Source organism: Pelagerythrobacter marinus (assembly GCF_034375205.1).
Taxonomy (GTDB): Bacteria; Pseudomonadota; Alphaproteobacteria; order Sphingomonadales; family Sphingomonadaceae; genus Pelagerythrobacter; species Pelagerythrobacter marinus.
The window spans coordinates 1,930,923-1,945,305 of sequence record NZ_CP139719.1 but is presented as its reverse complement, the minus strand read 5'-3'; the positions used below and the strand labels follow the sequence as shown (position 1 = coordinate 1,945,305).

At 64.9% G+C, this 14,383-nt stretch carries 18 protein-coding genes; 5 read left to right on the top strand and 13 right to left on the bottom strand.

The features are described 5' to 3' along the window. The first annotated feature begins 502 nt into the window (after positions 1 to 502). Together T8T98_RS09600 and T8T98_RS09595 are read left to right on the top strand one after the other, a co-directional pair. Positions 503 to 862: a thermonuclease family protein gene (locus T8T98_RS09600; RefSeq protein ID WP_322295654.1), complete on the top strand. Its 360-nt coding sequence runs from the start codon at positions 503 to 505 to the stop codon at positions 860 to 862. Continuing rightward, a complete protein-coding gene (locus T8T98_RS09595; RefSeq protein ID WP_251105342.1) occupies positions 852 to 1,055 on the top strand; it encodes a hypothetical protein in 204 nt (67 codons plus the stop codon). The genes T8T98_RS09600 and T8T98_RS09595 overlap by 11 nt, the downstream gene beginning before the upstream one ends. 55 nt (positions 1,056 to 1,110) lie before the next feature. Here T8T98_RS09595 and T8T98_RS09590 read toward each other — a convergent pair whose 3' ends face one another. Further along, a complete protein-coding gene (locus tag T8T98_RS09590; RefSeq protein ID WP_251105343.1) occupies positions 1,111 to 1,392 on the bottom strand; it encodes a hypothetical protein in 282 nt (93 codons plus the stop codon). Between the two features lie 50 nt (positions 1,393 to 1,442). Here T8T98_RS09590 and T8T98_RS09585 point away from each other — a divergent pair, with 50 nt between their 5' ends. Next, positions 1,443 to 1,670 carry a hypothetical protein gene (locus T8T98_RS09585; protein ID WP_322295653.1) on the top strand — a complete coding sequence of 76 codons (228 nt, stop codon included), beginning with the start codon at positions 1,443 to 1,445 and terminating at the stop codon, positions 1,668 to 1,670. A gap of 32 nt (positions 1,671 to 1,702) precedes the next feature. Further along, entirely contained in the window at positions 1,703 to 2,308 is a 606-nt protein-coding gene (locus T8T98_RS09580) for an SOS response-associated peptidase (RefSeq protein ID WP_322295652.1), read from the top strand. Here T8T98_RS09580 and T8T98_RS09575 read toward each other — a convergent pair. From T8T98_RS09575 to T8T98_RS09535, 9 genes are all read right to left on the bottom strand, one after another. After that, on the bottom strand, positions 2,305 to 2,433 hold the full coding sequence (locus T8T98_RS09575; protein WP_322295651.1) for a hypothetical protein: 129 nt from the start codon (positions 2,431 to 2,433) through the stop codon (positions 2,305 to 2,307). The two genes, T8T98_RS09580 and T8T98_RS09575, sit on opposite strands and share 4 nt — an antisense overlap. A gap of 73 nt (positions 2,434 to 2,506) precedes the next feature. Then, on the bottom strand, positions 2,507 to 2,785 hold the full coding sequence (lysC, locus tag T8T98_RS09570) for an Rz1-like lysis system protein LysC (RefSeq protein ID WP_322295650.1): 279 nt from the start codon (positions 2,783 to 2,785) through the stop codon (positions 2,507 to 2,509). Beyond that, complete coding sequence (locus tag T8T98_RS09565; RefSeq protein ID WP_322295649.1) at positions 2,715 to 3,104, bottom strand: hypothetical protein; 390 nt, start codon at positions 3,102 to 3,104, stop codon at positions 2,715 to 2,717. Before T8T98_RS09565 ends, lysC begins: the two co-directional genes overlap by 71 nt. Continuing rightward, complete coding sequence (locus T8T98_RS09560) at positions 3,101 to 3,463, bottom strand: phage holin family protein (protein WP_251104921.1); 363 nt, start codon at positions 3,461 to 3,463, stop codon at positions 3,101 to 3,103. Before T8T98_RS09560 ends, T8T98_RS09565 begins: the two co-directional genes overlap by 4 nt. 11 nt (positions 3,464 to 3,474) lie before the next feature. Further along, positions 3,475 to 4,053 carry a glycoside hydrolase family 19 protein gene (locus tag T8T98_RS09555; RefSeq protein ID WP_322295648.1) on the bottom strand — a complete coding sequence of 193 codons (579 nt, stop codon included), beginning with the start codon at positions 4,051 to 4,053 and terminating at the stop codon, positions 3,475 to 3,477. A 90-nt stretch (positions 4,054 to 4,143) separates the two neighbouring features. Continuing rightward, positions 4,144 to 6,759 (bottom strand): phage head spike fiber domain-containing protein, encoded by a 2,616-nt coding sequence (locus T8T98_RS09550; protein WP_322295647.1) that lies wholly within the window; start codon positions 6,757 to 6,759, stop codon positions 4,144 to 4,146. Positions 6,760 to 7,037: 278 nt separating this feature from the next. Then, positions 7,038 to 9,191: a phage tail protein gene (locus tag T8T98_RS09545; protein ID WP_322295646.1), complete on the bottom strand. Its 2,154-nt coding sequence runs from the start codon at positions 9,189 to 9,191 to the stop codon at positions 7,038 to 7,040. After that, positions 9,178 to 9,579: a DUF6950 family protein gene (locus tag T8T98_RS09540; RefSeq protein WP_322295645.1), complete on the bottom strand. Its 402-nt coding sequence runs from the start codon at positions 9,577 to 9,579 to the stop codon at positions 9,178 to 9,180. The genes T8T98_RS09545 and T8T98_RS09540 overlap by 14 nt, the downstream gene beginning before the upstream one ends. Next, positions 9,579 to 10,238 carry a hypothetical protein gene (locus T8T98_RS09535; RefSeq protein WP_322295644.1) on the bottom strand — a complete coding sequence of 220 codons (660 nt, stop codon included), beginning with the start codon at positions 10,236 to 10,238 and terminating at the stop codon, positions 9,579 to 9,581. Before T8T98_RS09535 ends, T8T98_RS09540 begins: the two co-directional genes overlap by 1 nt. Before the next feature lie 83 nt (positions 10,239 to 10,321). Between T8T98_RS09535 and T8T98_RS09530 the strand changes: the two genes are divergently transcribed. Beyond that, the gene (locus T8T98_RS09530; protein WP_322295643.1) at positions 10,322 to 10,630 is read left to right on the top strand and encodes a hypothetical protein; all 309 of its coding nucleotides are present in this window, start codon (positions 10,322 to 10,324) and stop codon (positions 10,628 to 10,630) included. Between the two features lie 11 nt (positions 10,631 to 10,641). Here T8T98_RS09530 and T8T98_RS09525 read toward each other — a convergent pair whose 3' ends face one another. The 3 genes from T8T98_RS09525 to T8T98_RS09515 are packed head-to-tail and all read right to left on the bottom strand — an operon-like array spanning position 10,642 to position 14,321. Continuing rightward, positions 10,642 to 11,301: a hypothetical protein gene (locus tag T8T98_RS09525; protein ID WP_322295642.1), complete on the bottom strand. Its 660-nt coding sequence runs from the start codon at positions 11,299 to 11,301 to the stop codon at positions 10,642 to 10,644. After that, on the bottom strand, positions 11,298 to 14,048 hold the full coding sequence (locus T8T98_RS09520; RefSeq protein ID WP_322295641.1) for a phage tail length tape measure family protein: 2,751 nt from the start codon (positions 14,046 to 14,048) through the stop codon (positions 11,298 to 11,300). The genes T8T98_RS09525 and T8T98_RS09520 overlap by 4 nt, the downstream gene beginning before the upstream one ends. Positions 14,049 to 14,051: 3 nt before the next feature. Then, positions 14,052 to 14,321, bottom strand: a complete 270-nt coding sequence (locus tag T8T98_RS09515; RefSeq protein ID WP_322295640.1) for a hypothetical protein — start codon at positions 14,319 to 14,321, stop codon at positions 14,052 to 14,054. Between the last annotated feature and the right edge of the window lie 62 nt (positions 14,322 to 14,383).

The following is a 14,383-nucleotide window of genomic DNA, read 5'->3' as shown; positions in this document are numbered from 1 at the left end:
TTGTCGTTCCTTTCGGTCGTACACTGACCGGAGCCCGGTCAGCATCAAGGGTCCGAAGCTTGTTGACGCGTCGCCCAGGCAGGCGCCATAACGGCACCTGCCCCTACTGCAGGAGCGACCTGTTCGAGGCAGCTTCAGTTGGCCCCGATCCAGGAGCGGGATGGTCGGGCCGCTAACCCGGCCATCCCCCTTGGTCTTTCGCACCCAGCGCACACGAAAAGGAATTCTGTGCACTGGGCTTGCCAAGCATAGTGAATCACGCGCCCCGCACTCGCAAGGTGCGTTTCCCCGATTTCGTCGCCAGATTTACCGTGATCTTGCCTTGTAGTTGCGACTCGCGCAAATCCGGCACTCAAGTCGTCGTCAAGAGCAGAAATATTCTTGGGGAGAACTAGCGGAGATCGGGGAGTCAGCCGAAATATCTAGTCAGTTCGATGTTCGCGAATCGTTCTTGAATAGATCGGGTTGACACCGTCCGGCATTTGCAGTGCACCTCACCGCAATGATCTTCGCCGCCATCGCCCTGACAATCTGCGCCCCCGGCCCGCGCGACAACTGCGTCGTCGACGGCGACACCTTCTGGCTCGCCGGCGAGAAGATCCGCATTGCTGATATCGACGCGCCGGAGATTTCGCGGCCGAAGTGTGCGGAGGAGCGGGCGACGGGTGAACGCGCAACGCGCCGGCTTCTGGTTCTGCTGAATTCGGGTCCGTTCGAGCTCCACCGGCGCGGCGAAGACCGATATGGGCGGACCCTGGCGGTTGTCGTGAACGACCGAGGCTCGGTTGGCGACCAACTGGTTTCCGAGGGCTTGGCGAGGACCTGGACAGGCCGTAGAGAGAGCTGGTGCGATGCGTCCTGATCTGCCCGAGCGGCTGAGTGCCGCGATCGGCGCCGACACGCCGCCTAAGCTGCGTCGTCTCCTCGAACGCGAAGTCGTCCCAGCGCTCCTCGAGTTGCGCGCGATCGACGACGACACCGTCATGATACCGCGCGTGTCGCTGGACCGGCCGGCGAGCGAGCAGGGGCTGGGAAGCGATGCGGACGCGGGTTGAGTTCGCGCTGCTGCTCGCGCTCAGCCTGATCGGCCTGCTATCGTTCCTGGTCTACCTAGCCCGCCTCGTGCTCGAATAACGTCGGCACCTCGGCCGCGGTCGGCCGATCATCTGTGAACAGCGGCAGGATCGAGCGGGCCACCTCTTCTGCGCGCGGCTCCCGCATCAACTCGTACCGGCGCAGCGCCGCGAACACGCGCTGCACGATCGTCTCGACCGCGCGCTCGCGATCGAACTTCCCGGCAAACACCTCGCGCAGCACATAGTTGGGCGCGGTGGTCACCGCGATGTGCAGGGCGGTCTCGATTTCCTCGTCACTGGCGCGAATCATTTCCATGCGCCATGGAGAACAGACACGGAACAAAACCGCAAGCCCGACAGTGCGATATGGCCGACTACTCCAGCCCCAAGCCGATCGATCCGATCGCGTTCCAGCCGCATGCGTTCCTGCGCATCCGCTGCCGGTGCGGCCGGCGCGCAACCTATCCGGTAGGCGAATTCACGCGCTTCCACCGCCTGCCCGGCGCGTTGAAATTCTACGAGCTGATCGCCCGGCTACGCTGCGAGATCTGCGGCCAGCGGCCGGTGAACGCCGACGTCGTGCGGCACCCGTAGCGCCGGGCAGGCGATCACGGTAAGCTGTGGCCATGTGCAATCTCTACCGGATCAAGAGCTCGAACGACGAGATCGCCCGGCTCTTCGACGTCGAAAACTCCGCCGGCAACGCGGCCGAGGAAGTCTATCCCGGTTACCCCGGGCTGGTGGTGGCCGAGGGCCAGCTGCGCTCGATGGTCTGGGGCTTTCCGCTGGTGCTCAAGAGCAAGAAGACCGGCCAGCCTCTCAAGCCCAAGCCGGTGAACAACGCGCGCACCGACAAGCTCGACAGCTTCATGTGGCGCTACAGCTTCGAGGAACGACGCTGCCTGATCCCGCTCACAGCCTGGGCCGAAGCGGAGGGGCCCAGGGGCGCCATGACCCGGACCTGGATGAGCCTGCCCGACCAGCCGGTTTTCGCCGTCGCCGGGATCTGGCGCACGAGCGAGGAGTGGGGCGATTGCTATTCGATGGTGATGACCGACGCCGCCGGTGGGGCGGCCGAGGTGCACAACCGGATGCCGGTGATCCTGCGCGCCGAGGAGCGGGATGTATGGCAGAACGCAGCGGCAAGCGAGGCGCGGCAGTTATGCCAGCCCTATTCAGGCGACATCGAGATCGAGCGCACAAGCGAGAGTTGGAGACGGAGCCGGGCCTAGCCGCCCATCGCGAGTAGGCCGATCAGCGCAAGCGCGCCAAGCGAGATCACCAGCAGGCCGATCAGGGCGAATTCTCCGCGGAACCAGCCCGCGCCCTCGCTGGGATTGCCATCTCGCTTGTCCATCGAGCGCTCCTTCCAGTGGGTTGAACGACGCAACGCCCGGAAGGGGGATAAGGTCCGCGGCGCGCCGACAATCTCAGTCATCCGCCGTTGTCGCCCGCGCCTCCGCATCATGCTTCCGGATTGCGTCGACCTTCGCCGCACAGGCCTCGAACCCTGCCTTGTACAGCTCGCGGCTCGCAACGAGATCGCCGACCGTATCGAGCGCGATATCGACCACCACACAGGGCGCCATCAGCCCCGCCGGGATGCCCCGGTAGGCCTCCCGCGGCGCGGACTCGACATCACCTCTGTTCGAGCACGCGCCTAAGATCAGCAGGCAGCCTGCGGCCCAGCAGCTCTTTGACTTCGGCATTCGACGCCTCCAGTTCCCTTAGTTGTTCGGATTGCGCGGCAGAGGCCTGCTCGATTGCGGCGAGCTGATCCTGCAGCAGGCGGGTGTTGCGCTGCTCCAGATCGCGCAGCTTCTGCTGCTGCGCGGCCCAGGCGGCCCATCGATTGTTGACCGAAACCAGATCGCCGATCCGCGCGTCTTTCGCCTCGATCGTCCGGTTCTGCGCCTGGATGTGCTGCCAGGCGATGATCGCGGCGCCGATGCCGCAGACGGCGAGGACGCCGACCATCGCGATGATGTGCGAGCGGAACGGCGCGAGTGCGTTGAAGATCATGCTCATAGGTCTGTCTCCCGGGCCTTGGCGGCCTCGACACGCTTGTCGGTATTCTCCCGCAGCTTGATCCCGAGTTTTTCGTAGACGAACCGCTCCAGCAGGCGGATCGAGACGTTCGCGCCCAGCCAGCCGAAGACGCCGACGATGAACCCGCTCCACAGCGGATCGAAGCCCATCGCGAAGCACAGCAGCATGACGAGGAAGCCGACGAACCCGGAGCCGGCCGTCTCGGCCGCCATCCGCCAGCCGTTCAGCGGATTGCCCTTGTCGTGCTCGCGCATGATGTAGCCGAGCAGCCCGCCCAGCGCGGCCAGCAGCGTATAGCCGGCCGAGGTCAGCCAATCGGACCAGTTGAAGTTTTCCATGCGTGCGCCCCCTACGTCAGCCAGCCCTTGAGCTTCGCCAGGTGCGCCCTGCGATCGGCGAGGCCGTTGGTGCCCCCGTTGATTTTTCGCGTGATCGCCACGACGTCATCGGCATCGGCCAATGCGTTCAGGTCACGGTCGCGCCAGTATTCGAGCGCGGTGTGCAAACCGATCGAAGGGATAGCCGCGATCTCTGGATGGCGCTCCAGGTCGATCCCGATGCGCCGGCCGAACTTGCGATAGTTCGCCCGGCCGGTCAGCTGGATCGGGCCGCGGCCCTTGAAGCGCTTGCCATCGCCGGGCTCGGTGTTGCCGAGATCCTCGCGACCTTCGTAGGCCTGCCCGCTGGCCAGCTCCTCCATGTACCGAAACGACGCGCTCTCGTGCATGAGCTGGGCCATGAAGTGAGCGAGGCGCAGCGCGCTGCCCATTATGTCGTAGGAGGGGAACAGGACGTTGGCCGCCAGCGCCAGTTCCTGTGCGCGATCGAGCGATGCGCCACACTTGCGGAACAGGGCGGTCAGGGTGCCGCGCCCGACAATGCCGTCGACCGGGACGCCAAGGGTGGCCTGCAGCTTACGGACGTCCATGGCATCGCCTCCAGACGAAGAACACTGACGCAGCGCTGCTGGCGACGGAGAGCGCCACCATCGCGAGCAGGGCGAGGGATTGACGGGTGCTCATGCCGGTAGCACCCGAGCCTTCGTCGGCTCGTTCAGCAGCCCGACCACGGCGACAATCTCCGGCTCCCAGGTGTCGGTCTCGCGCGCCACGATCACCCGGCTGTTGTCGGTGTCCGTGATGGCATAGAGGCCCTGCGAGATGACCGTCACACCGTTGGGGGCGTAGAGACCGGGCAGGCCGCGATACTCGACCGCGGCGGCCTCGATGATGCTCCCCGCCACGCGCCGCGCCAGCACATTGCTGCTGATGTGCCCGACGGGCGGCTCGTAGTTCGCGCAGACCTCCAGCCCGGCCATGATCGTCCGCACCGTACCGGTGGCCGGCATCACGCCGCGAATGCGATCGAGGTGTTCGTCAGCCCAGACGATTTCGCCGTTCGGGGCCTTGTCGAGGTCGTTCGGATAGTGCCCGTAATAGGTCTGGTCGGCAGGCCCGCCGGCCAGCGGATGTCGCTGCACCTGCCCGACGCAGCCCTGCGGGTTCGCCCCGGTCATCTTGGCGATCCACAGGTAGGAGCCGTCGATCAGCATGGAACGGGCAATCATGCCGGCGCCGGTGAAGTCCGCGAACGCCGTCCCCGCGCCGGTCGGCACGCCATTGGCGTCGAGGTCGAATATCCACGTCTCGCCGCTGGCCCCCCCGCCAATAATGGTGTTGACCACCATCTTCGTCCCGTTCGTTCGCAGGCCATAGATGTCGCCCGTCACACCGCCCGGCAGCGACCATTGGTGCTGAACCCGCCACTGGCGATCGACCCAGCGGATCGTGCGGAGGTCCGCCGCCCCGATCAGCGAATAGCCGGTCAGCGGGTCCACGTCGCACCAGCGCCCCTGGTGCGTGGTGTCGCGCCAGACGGTCGAGCCGTCCGGGTTCACGAGAAGCGCGCTGATGCCGCGGTTCTCCGCGATCAGCAGCGAGCAGGGCAGTTCGCCATAGACCACCACTGCCTGCCGCCCGGTCGGGCCGGTCGGCGTATTGCTGGTGTTCGGATTGAACCGGCCCTGTAGCGGATGGGCGGTCAGCGGCGCATCGGCCAGCGCCCGCGGCTGTTGCAGCGCGGCATACTTCTGCAAGTCTGCATCGCTCGCCGCGCTGTTCTGCACCATGATGCGCCGGACCTCGCCGTCGAGGTGCCCGCCGTTGAAGTCCTGGCCGAGCATGACGCGATTGAGACCCGAAGGACGGGCGAGCAGGGGGCCGCTCGCCGGCCCACCGTCCACCGAAACCCGGACGCTGCCTTCGTGCGCGGCCATCGCGATGCGGCACTGCCGCTCACCCGCCTTGTGGGCCGCGATGGTGAAACTGGACGCGTTGCCGTTGTCGATCAGTTCGAGCACGATGGCCCCGGTCGCATCGCGCAGGACCGTCAGGCGGTTGAGCGAGGCCCCGTCATCGACGCTGGCGACCACCTGCCGCCCGATCCGGTCGCGGAATTGCGCCTCGGCAACCAGCGTGAAATCGCCGGTGGCGGGCAGCGTGAAGCGCGCCACCTCGGCCTTGCGATCGAATGCAGCACCATTCGTCGTGACGATCGGGCTGGTCGCATTGCCGGTGCTTTCGATCTGCGCGTGGCTGATGAGGAAGTTGTCGCCTGCCGTCGCAGACAGTCCGACAAAGCCCACGAATGCGCGAAGCCCATCGTTCGCACTGACGCCGCTGGGCGGGGTCAGCTCCACGCGCCACCATCCGTTCGACAGGGGGACGGCTCGCGCCCCCTTCGTGCCCACGTAATAGGTGATTTGCCCGGTGTCGTAGTTGAGGCCGATGTTGAGCAGCGGCTGCCCGGTGGTCGAGTTGTTGAGCGCAAAGCGGTTGCCGATCGTCGCGCCGTTGCCCTTCTTGACCAGGAACCACGCCGTGTCGCCGTTGCCCGAGGCGGTGCCGGTGCCGTTGATCTGCAAGGTCGTTGCGCCCGTCGAAGCGGCAGTGACCCTTGTGGACGTGATGCCGTAGGGATCGAGCGGTCCGTCCGCGAAACTGGCGTTGGTGCTCGGCAGGTTCTCCACGTCGGTCGAATAGCCGACAGATTGGAACGCCTGCCGTTCGATCAGGAACCCGGCGTCGCTGATCCGCATGATGTTGGTGCTGACCTGCGCCCGGTCGCCGTTGACGATGTGCCAGGCGAGCGAATTGCGCGTGAAGGTGAACCCCGGCACGATCGGCGTGATGTTGTCCGGCTCGCGCAGGTCGGCGTAGCGCTCCAGGCCGTTGCGGTAATACCGTTCGGTGAAGTCGAGTTCGAAGGTATTGTAGGCGAACTGCTCGGCAGCGGGTGGGTCAAGAACGCCGTAAATGGCGGCCCGGCCGACGGCGGCAGTGATCCGCTCCATGGTGTCCGCTGCGGTCTCGGCCTCGTCAGCCAGCTGCTGCATCTCGTCCAGCATCGGTTGAACGACGCCAGCGACGGCATCGAAGTACCATGTGGCTTCGGCCCAGGTGCCCCCTGTGGACTGATAGACCGTATTGAGCGCCGCCGTCGCGTCGCCGTAGACATATGCCAGAGTGCCGTCAGGTTCCGTAATATCGGCGTCGAGAAGAGCCTTGGTTTCGAACCGAAGGAGGTTGTTGGCCGCGGCACTGATATCGCGCTGCATCTCAGTAAATGCAGCCAACAGGCCCTCTCGCGAAGGCTCCTTCCTCGGATCAGGCGGGCTTCCGAAAAGTGCGTCCCGAAGTGTGTCGATTGAGCTCACGCGGTCGCTCCAAGAAAGGAAATTGCAGCGATCATACCCGCGAGGGTTATTTTCTACAAGTCCGGCGCAACATTCAGAAAGCTAGGGTTCGGACTGCTCTTTCGGCTTTGGCTCCGGAACAGCCTCGCCATCCTTGATCGGAACGAGCCTGCCGTCCTGCCTGACGGCGCCTGCTATGCGCTTCGGACGGAGTGCCATCAGGTCACCTCCACGCTAACGCTGCCCAGCGGTGTCGAGGGTGTATCGTGCGCGTCGAACGCGACGACCCAGTAAAAGTAGTCGCCGGCCGCAAGGCTGTCGTCAGTCACGCTCATGACCTGGCCGAGGCCGCCGACAAGCTCGCCGGAAATGTCCGCAGCGGTCCCGAAGTCATCGACCGTGTTGCGGTACAGGATGACATAGGCCAGCGCCGCATCGGTCGGGTTGCGCCATGTGACTTCCGCTTCGCCCGCACCCCCGACTGCCGATATCTCGGACGGCGGCGACATCGGGTTCTCAGGCGTGATGACGGCATATTCCCACGCCGGCCCACGTCCGGACCCTGTGACGTAGCGATAGCGCACGGTGTAGCTGATACCGCCCAGGACGCTGCCGCTGACCGCCACGTTGATGTTGACCGTCATCGGCGCCCACGGATCGTTCTCGCCGCCCGTAATCTCATCGCTCGGGATGTACTCGGCAACATAGGATGCATCGCCGCGACTGAGCGCAGGGAAGTCGATCTTGATCGTGCCCTCGCTGTAATAGACATTCTCGCCCGTGATCGCGGGATAGGTGACCGTTCCGCCGAGGCCGTCGACCACGGGCTTGGGCTGCTCCTCGCCCGGCAGCAGCGTCCACCGGCTCGGCTCGATCGGTACGGCGCCGAACCCGGTGAAGATGCCGGCGCCGTCCATCTCGACCGGCGTGGCGATCTCGTAGTCGCCTGCGAAGGTGTTGTCGTAGTTGATCGTCACGATGCGCTCGTGGCGCGCCCGGAGCCCGCGCAGGTTCACAGTCGGGCCGATCTTGTGCCGCGGCTGCGAGCGCATGCCGATGCCCTTGGCGAGCCGCATGGCCTGGTTGTGGTTCTGGCAGGCTTGGATTGGGACCTTGAGAAACTTCGGCGTCGTCAGCGGATCGTAGTAGAGCGGGTTGATCCACGCCGCTGACGGTTGTTTCGTGTAGTTGGCCGCGGGCTCGATGTACTCGACGATCACGCCCTGCGTTTCGCTCTCGCCGTCCTGCGCCTCCATCGACGCCATCGCCATGATGTCGCGGTTGCGCGAGAACGACAGTGTCGGGTCGTACCAGTGGCCGACACGCACCCAAGACTTGCCGTCCTCGTCGAACACGATCTGCCCGTCGCAGGCGAGCAGGATTTCCTTCTCGGCATCGGCGCGGCGCTTGCTGTCGACGATCGCCACGCCGGCCTCGTAGCGCTTTTGTGTGCCCTCGATGCCCTCCACGTCCTGATCGCAGATGTCCGCCTGCTCGGCGATGCGATCCCAGTTGATGCTGCTCTCCGCCTTGTTGCGGCCGAACGGATGCGTGCGGAACCACGCCCAGACGATCGCGGCGTTCCGGCTCGGCTTGTAGGTCGTGCGGTCGCCGAGCACTTGGCTCGGGTCGCGCGGGTCGTACATGTTGTCCCAGTCGCCGACGACGCTCACGGCCGGCTCGCCCAGTCCGAACGGGCCGCGCCAGCGGTAGATCTTGAAGCGATGCTCGATCTCAAGCGCATCCATGCAGACGACGCTGAACGTCGTGCCCACAAGGCGGTGATCGCTGGTCCACTTCGTCGGGAACTCGGAGTCGAGCGCGGGAATGCGGGGCGGGGTAGGGTCCGTCTCGCTGTAGGTCGTGGTCCAGATGCGGACGTAGCCCTTGCCTTCGCCGTCGCTCTCGGCCGGGTCCTTGTCCTTGTTCGTCTTGAGCCGGAACTCCTTCTGAACAACGTAGCGCGAAGCATCGACGGTGACCGGCTCGTCGTCGAGGAAGTACTGGTACGGCGAGTGCAGGATGGAATCGCTGTGGACGATCAGCATCCACCAGCGGCCTTTGTCGTCAAATTCGCCGAAGAGGGCTCCGCCGCCTTGGCGGGCACGGCCGCCGTTGATCCAGCGCGGCGGGTCGGGGATCTTCACGTTGACCTTGCCGGCTTCCATGTCCGGTGCTCGGCCACCGCCGCCCAGAACGCCCATCACGGCGTATGAGCCCGCCGCGATGATGAAGGAGCCGATCAGGCTGGTGACGAACGCACTGGACGTGCCGATCGCGTTCGCGATGCCCGCGGCCCATCCACCGGGGCCCGCAAAGTAGGTCAGCGCCGCGATCGCGACCAGGCCCGCGATCTTCTTAACGACTGCCATGCCACACCCCAGCATGGCGAACGAACCGCAGGTTCAACTCAACCGTCCCGCGTTCGAGCCGAAGCGCCACGGAATCGCCGGTGCAGAGCCCGCCAATCGCAACATCGGCATCATCATCGCGGTACAGGACCTCAACGACGTCGCCGCGCACGGGCGGCCCGTCTTTCGGCACCGCTCCCGCAATTGCCATCAGGCCCGGAATGCCGCCGTGCGTGCGCATCATGGCGATCGCGCCTTCAGCCGTATCGTAGCGGCCGAGGAACTGCCCGGTCCCGTCCTCGTGGCCCGTGCGCGCCAGATATCGGCCGATCGAGAGCATGCAGTCGCTCTGGCCGTAGACGAAGGCGCCCGTACGCCACTCCCGCAGCGTCTCGTCGACGACGTCCATCAGGGCACCTGGTAGGTTCGGTTGGCGAGCAGCGCGAGGTATTCGGAGCCGCGGTCCACGGCCACGCCGAGCTGGTTCGCACGCCGCTTCTGCATTGTGTCGGCATAGGTGCGATCGGGCGTCTCGCTGCGGCCGTGATTGCTGTCCTTTGCCGTAATCGAGGCGGTATAGGTCTTGGTGATCGTTCCCGAGGACGACCGGGCGATGTTCTCCGAGAACTTCGGGCTGAACATCGTCAGCTCCTTGTAGAAGGAGATCGGCGTCCCGGGCCGCAGCCCCTCACCCTCGATGAACAAGACGATGTAGCAGGTCAGCTTTCGGCCGAAGACCTTGGACTGGTCGGCCTTCAGCGCGTTGTAGAGCTCGAGCGTGTTCTCTCCCGGTATCGACGGGATGTTGAGCGAGAAGGTGTAGGAGGCGCTCGTGCCGTCGCGGCCGTCCTGAAGCGAGGGCGTCTGGTGGATGTTGGCACCGCTGGGCGCGATCGTTCCCAGCCATTCGTTGCCGTCGCTGTCGGTGAAAGGTCCCTGTCCGTCCCACAGTCGAACAGGCTCGTCCTTGAAGTCGTAGAGCCAACACTTGCGGGCAGTGGCAACGATATCGGTAAGGTCCTCAGCGGCACCGAGCAGTTCGTCTATCTGATCGTAAAATGCGCTCATGGCCGGCTCGCTTTCCTGTCGGTCCGGATTGAACGCGCGGTCGATTCAGCATAGCGTCCCCTCTCGCTCGGTGGGGAGATGACATGAGATTGCTGGCGTTGATCTTGCCTGTCGCGTTGGCGGCCTGCGCTTCCACCCAAGACGTGCTCCACAAGGAGCCTGACAGCGTATTTCATTCGGAGAAGCCCGTGGATGAGGTGGTGAGATGCATCGCCCGGGTAAACGGGGCCCGCGTGCGCGAGGCGGCGGACGGTTCCAAATTCGTCCAGATCAAGAACGGGTGGCAGGGCATTACCCTGCTGTTTCTGGTCAAGCCGGAAGGCGAGGGGAGCAGGATCGAGCTGAAGAAATTCTACCCATTGGGCATGGCTGCGCACAAGCAGTGCTATTGACGGAAAGGCGCTCACAGGACCGCCTCCTGCAAGATGATGTTGCCGGGCTTCACATGGCCGAGGTTGTTGTAGGCGGCCCGGATATCGGCGCCGTTGCTGATCCGGCCCGTGAACCATGGCCGCAGGTAGCAATTGTCGCCGGGCGCGATGTTCCGGCGCAGGGGCGGGGTGACCGTCGCGGTCGCAACGCTGCCGGCATAGCTGACCTCGTCGATCAGGTAGCTGTCATAGTCGTGGCCGATGACGTGACCGGGCGAGACGATCGGGCCGACGCCGGCGAGGTCGAACTTGACGACAGTCGAGCCCTTCAGCGCATCTTCGGAATAGGTCGCGGTGAAATCCCCGTCCCACTCTTCCTGATTGGACCACGTCTCCTGATTGTCCCACAGGACGGCCATCATCCCGCGCTTGCGGCTGTAGGCAACCTGCGGGGATGGGGCCAGGCGGACGCGGAAAACCTGCCCGCTGATCTTCGACATGATCCACGACGCGAGCGGGAAGTCCCACTCGGTGTCTATGATGGCCGGCTGCATTTCGAGTACGCTGAAGCCCCCGGGCTCCGGCGTGATGAACTGCGCGCCGCCGGAGGTCAGGCCGCCATCGTATCCCGCCCCGGGTACGTGGAAGAGCTGCGTCTCGATGCGGAAGGTGGGGAACTGATGGATCTTCATGTCGCCACCGCTCCGCCAGTGTCCCACTCCTGAAGAAGCGCTTGCAAGTCGCGCTTCACTTGGTCGTAGGTAGCATCACCGCCCTGCTTGATCATCGCGAGGATCATGTCTGGCGTTACAGCGCCCTCGATGCGGTATTCGTTGTTGATGTTGATCTCTGCCCGGCGTGAGCCGCCACCGTGCGCCTGCACCCCGAGCGCGCCATTCGGGCCGCGCTTGAGCGGCATGATCGCCTCGGGCCCCGCCTCGCCCATCTCGCCCAGCGCAGCGCCATTAGCGAAGCGGAACAGCGTGGGCGTGCTGACGATGCTGTTCGTGAAGGCGCCGCCCTTGGCGAAGCGCTCGATGCCCCCTGGGCCGTAGGCACCACCTAGGGCGTTCGGACGCGCCGACGAGAGGTTCATCACTGCGCCGCCGAGCTCGCTCCCGCTACTGCCGCCGCCCAGAAAGCCGAGCCCGCCCGCGAACAGGTTGTCGAGGAAGCCGTCGAGCGTGCGATCGAGCAGCTTGTCGATGATGCGGTTGAGGCTGTTCACGACGCTATCGGCGAACTGTTTGAACAGATTTCCGCCCTCACGAACGCCGTTGATCCAATCGGAGAAGAACCCCCGCGTGACCTCGCGAGCGTCGGCGATGGCATCCGCCGCCTGATCGATGGCATAGCGCTGCTGCGCATACGCAGCGCCGGCTGCCTGGATCGCGGCGACTTCCTGCGGTGACAGCTCAATGCCCTCGCGTTTTGCTTCATTCAGGCGCTCGGCGATGAAGGCGTATTTGATCGCAGCGGCTCCGGTCAGGCCGAGGGCGCCGCGCTCCAGTTCCAGCGCGTAGGCGGCGTCCTCGGCGTCCTTCTTGAGATCGGCCATTCGCTGCAGTTCATCGCGGCGAGTCTCTGCATCGGAGATTTCGCCAGCTCCGGCTTTGATCGCCTGCTCGACCGCCGGGGAGAGAGTCTCACCTCTCGGCAATGCATCACGGGCGGCGTTGAGCAAGTCCTGCTCTCGCCGAGCTCGGGAGAGAGCATCGCCATACACGCCGATCAGCGCGATCTCGTCAGCGATGGCCCGTTTTTGCTCAGCCAGGTCATCGGTGACGCCCTGGATCGCCTTGGCGGTGTCGGCCGCAATCTTCGCGTCGGCGTACGCCTTCGATAGCCGATCGATCTCAGTGCGAAGCGCCGCGGTGATCGGGATACCGGCCTTCTTGACCTGATTGAGGATTTTCGTGCGCTGCTCGAGCTCTGCCGCGGCGCGCGCTGACATGCCAACCGCTTTGAGGCGGTTTTGCTCTACCGCAATTTCCGCCTCGGCGTCGCGCAGGATGTCGACCAGCCGTTCAGCGTCGGTCTTACCGCCGTTTTTCTTCTTCTCATCGCTAGCGCCGAGAGCCTTTGCCCATTCCCGCAACTTGTTCGCTGCCTGCGCCGCCAGATCCCGGACTGCAGCCACACCCCTTCCGACCCAGTCGACCTGCTGTGCTGCCGCGATCGCCCCCGTGACGATGCCATTGAAGCTAGCCTCCGCGCCCGCGAAGGGATTATCGATCTGTCCGAACGAAACATCGCCGATATTAAGTGACTTGCCCAAGCCGAATGGCAGTTGAGACGTAAGGCCGTTGATGAGGCTGATCGTCCCATTGACCATGTTTTCGACCGCGCGCAGCGTCGCGTTCGCAGCGCGGATAGCGATGTCGCCCAAGGCTGCAGGGAGCTGCCCCCATGCCTGCCTGATCCCGTTGTAGCCGCCGACGAAGACGCCGACGATATGGTTCACCCCGTCCTGCGCGGTCTGCACGATGTCGAAGCCGAAATACTGGGTCAGCTCGTCACGGAAGTGCACCGCTGCCGCGACGATCGCGGTCAGGCCTGCCACGATCAGAACCGGGATGGGGATCACGGCAAGCAGGCCTGCCGCCAGGCCATAGATGATCTTGGTGAGTGTGATGATGCCGGTCATGATCGCGGGCGCGTAAATGAGCGCGAGCGCTGCCGCAGCCGCGACCGCATAAGGCGCGATGTCGACTAGGATGTTGGCGAGACCGTAGAGCGCGGATTGCGCCAGAGCCGTCCAGTCGACCATCTGAATGAGCGCCGCCACCAGCCCGACGATACCGATCGTCAGCAGCGCCGCAGGACTGGCCAGTTCCCGAAATGCAGCGCCGAGGGATTTCAAGCCGCCGCCGGCAAACGCTGCCGATAGCTGCGTGCCCTGTTGCAGCGCGATCAGCAGCGGGTTCATGCCCATCGCGGCCGTTACGCCGATGTCCTGGAACTGCGCTGCGATGTTGCCAGGCGTCGCCTGCATGGCGCTTACGTTGTCGTTAAGAGCCGCGCGAGACCGCGCCGCCGCCGCAGGGACGAGATTGAGCGCCTGCAGGTTCTTATTGATGGCGACGAAATTGCTATTCAGACTGCCGGTGAGCATGTCCCACCCGCTGGTAGATGCGCGCGCTGCAGCACCCGATGAAGATGCAGCCTGCGCCGATCGCATAGCGGCCTGAGCGGCCTGCACCGCGCTCGCAGCCGCACCGCTGGTGGCGCCCGCATATCGATCGACGGATGCTGCCGCCGTGACGGCATTCTGCGCCGAGCGCGACATGCCTCGCGACATCTTCTCCGCGCCGTCGTTCGCAGCTCTCCCCGCCGTGGCCCCAGCCTTGCTTGCGGCAGTCGAGAACTTGTCGAGCTCGGCGCTGGCCCGAACTAGGTCGGAGCTATCGATCTTGAGGGCTAGCGCGGCGACGTCCATGGCCTACTTCCCCCTGCGGTTCGTAGTCGCGCCGCGGAAGGCCTCCATGGCCGACGCCGCGATCGGTGGGTTGTCGCCGCTCTTGTTCTGCGTCCTCATGTACAGCCCATCCATTTCGCGGATGCAGAACTCGAAGACTTCCACATCGTCGTAGCTCCATCCCGCGACGTGCCGGTCGATCGCGCTTTGCGGGATGGGGCCGAGGCCGAAGCCGAACTGGCGTTCGGTCGAGAGGCTCCAGAAGTCCTCGTACCAACCGCCGTAGCCGTCCATGATCTCGGGCGGCTCGAATGTGTCCGGGACTTCGGTCCCAGTTGCCCTGGCCCACTCCTTGG

What these genes read in the sequence shown, in the direction of transcription:
- T8T98_RS09590 (WP_251105343.1), bottom strand. Translation starts at nt 1,392, where the DNA reads ATGGAAATGATTCGCGCCAGTGACGAGGAAATCGAGACCGCCCTGCAC.
- T8T98_RS09525 (WP_322295642.1), bottom strand. Translation starts at nt 11,301, where the DNA reads ATGAAGATCCATCAGTTCCCCACCTTCCGCATCGAGACGCAGCTCTTC.
- T8T98_RS09545 (WP_322295646.1), bottom strand. Translation starts at nt 9,191, where the DNA reads ATGGCAGTCGTTAAGAAGATCGCGGGCCTGGTCGCGATCGCGGCGCTG.
- T8T98_RS09600 (WP_322295654.1), top strand. Translation starts at nt 503, where the DNA reads ATGATCTTCGCCGCCATCGCCCTGACAATCTGCGCCCCCGGCCCGCGC.
- T8T98_RS09520 (WP_322295641.1), bottom strand. Translation starts at nt 14,048, where the DNA reads ATGGACGTCGCCGCGCTAGCCCTCAAGATCGATAGCTCCGACCTAGTT.
- T8T98_RS09555 (WP_322295648.1), bottom strand. Translation starts at nt 4,053, where the DNA reads ATGGACGTCCGTAAGCTGCAGGCCACCCTTGGCGTCCCGGTCGACGGC.
- T8T98_RS09535 (WP_322295644.1), bottom strand. Translation starts at nt 10,238, where the DNA reads ATGAGCGCATTTTACGATCAGATAGACGAACTGCTCGGTGCCGCTGAG.
- T8T98_RS09540 (WP_322295645.1), bottom strand. Translation starts at nt 9,579, where the DNA reads ATGGACGTCGTCGACGAGACGCTGCGGGAGTGGCGTACGGGCGCCTTC.
- T8T98_RS09530 (WP_322295643.1), top strand. Translation starts at nt 10,322, where the DNA reads ATGAGATTGCTGGCGTTGATCTTGCCTGTCGCGTTGGCGGCCTGCGCT.
- T8T98_RS09515 (WP_322295640.1), bottom strand. Translation starts at nt 14,321, where the DNA reads ATGGACGGCTACGGCGGTTGGTACGAGGACTTCTGGAGCCTCTCGACC.
- lysC (WP_322295650.1), bottom strand. Translation starts at nt 2,785, where the DNA reads ATGCCGAAGTCAAAGAGCTGCTGGGCCGCAGGCTGCCTGCTGATCTTA.
- T8T98_RS09565 (WP_322295649.1), bottom strand. Translation starts at nt 3,104, where the DNA reads ATGAGCATGATCTTCAACGCACTCGCGCCGTTCCGCTCGCACATCATC.
- T8T98_RS09575 (WP_322295651.1), bottom strand. Translation starts at nt 2,433, where the DNA reads ATGGACAAGCGAGATGGCAATCCCAGCGAGGGCGCGGGCTGGTTCCGC.
- T8T98_RS09560 (WP_251104921.1), bottom strand. Translation starts at nt 3,463, where the DNA reads ATGGAAAACTTCAACTGGTCCGATTGGCTGACCTCGGCCGGCTATACG.
- T8T98_RS09585 (WP_322295653.1), top strand. Translation starts at nt 1,443, where the DNA reads ATGGCCGACTACTCCAGCCCCAAGCCGATCGATCCGATCGCGTTCCAG.
- T8T98_RS09580 (WP_322295652.1), top strand. Translation starts at nt 1,703, where the DNA reads ATGTGCAATCTCTACCGGATCAAGAGCTCGAACGACGAGATCGCCCGG.
- T8T98_RS09595 (WP_251105342.1), top strand. Translation starts at nt 852, where the DNA reads ATGCGTCCTGATCTGCCCGAGCGGCTGAGTGCCGCGATCGGCGCCGAC.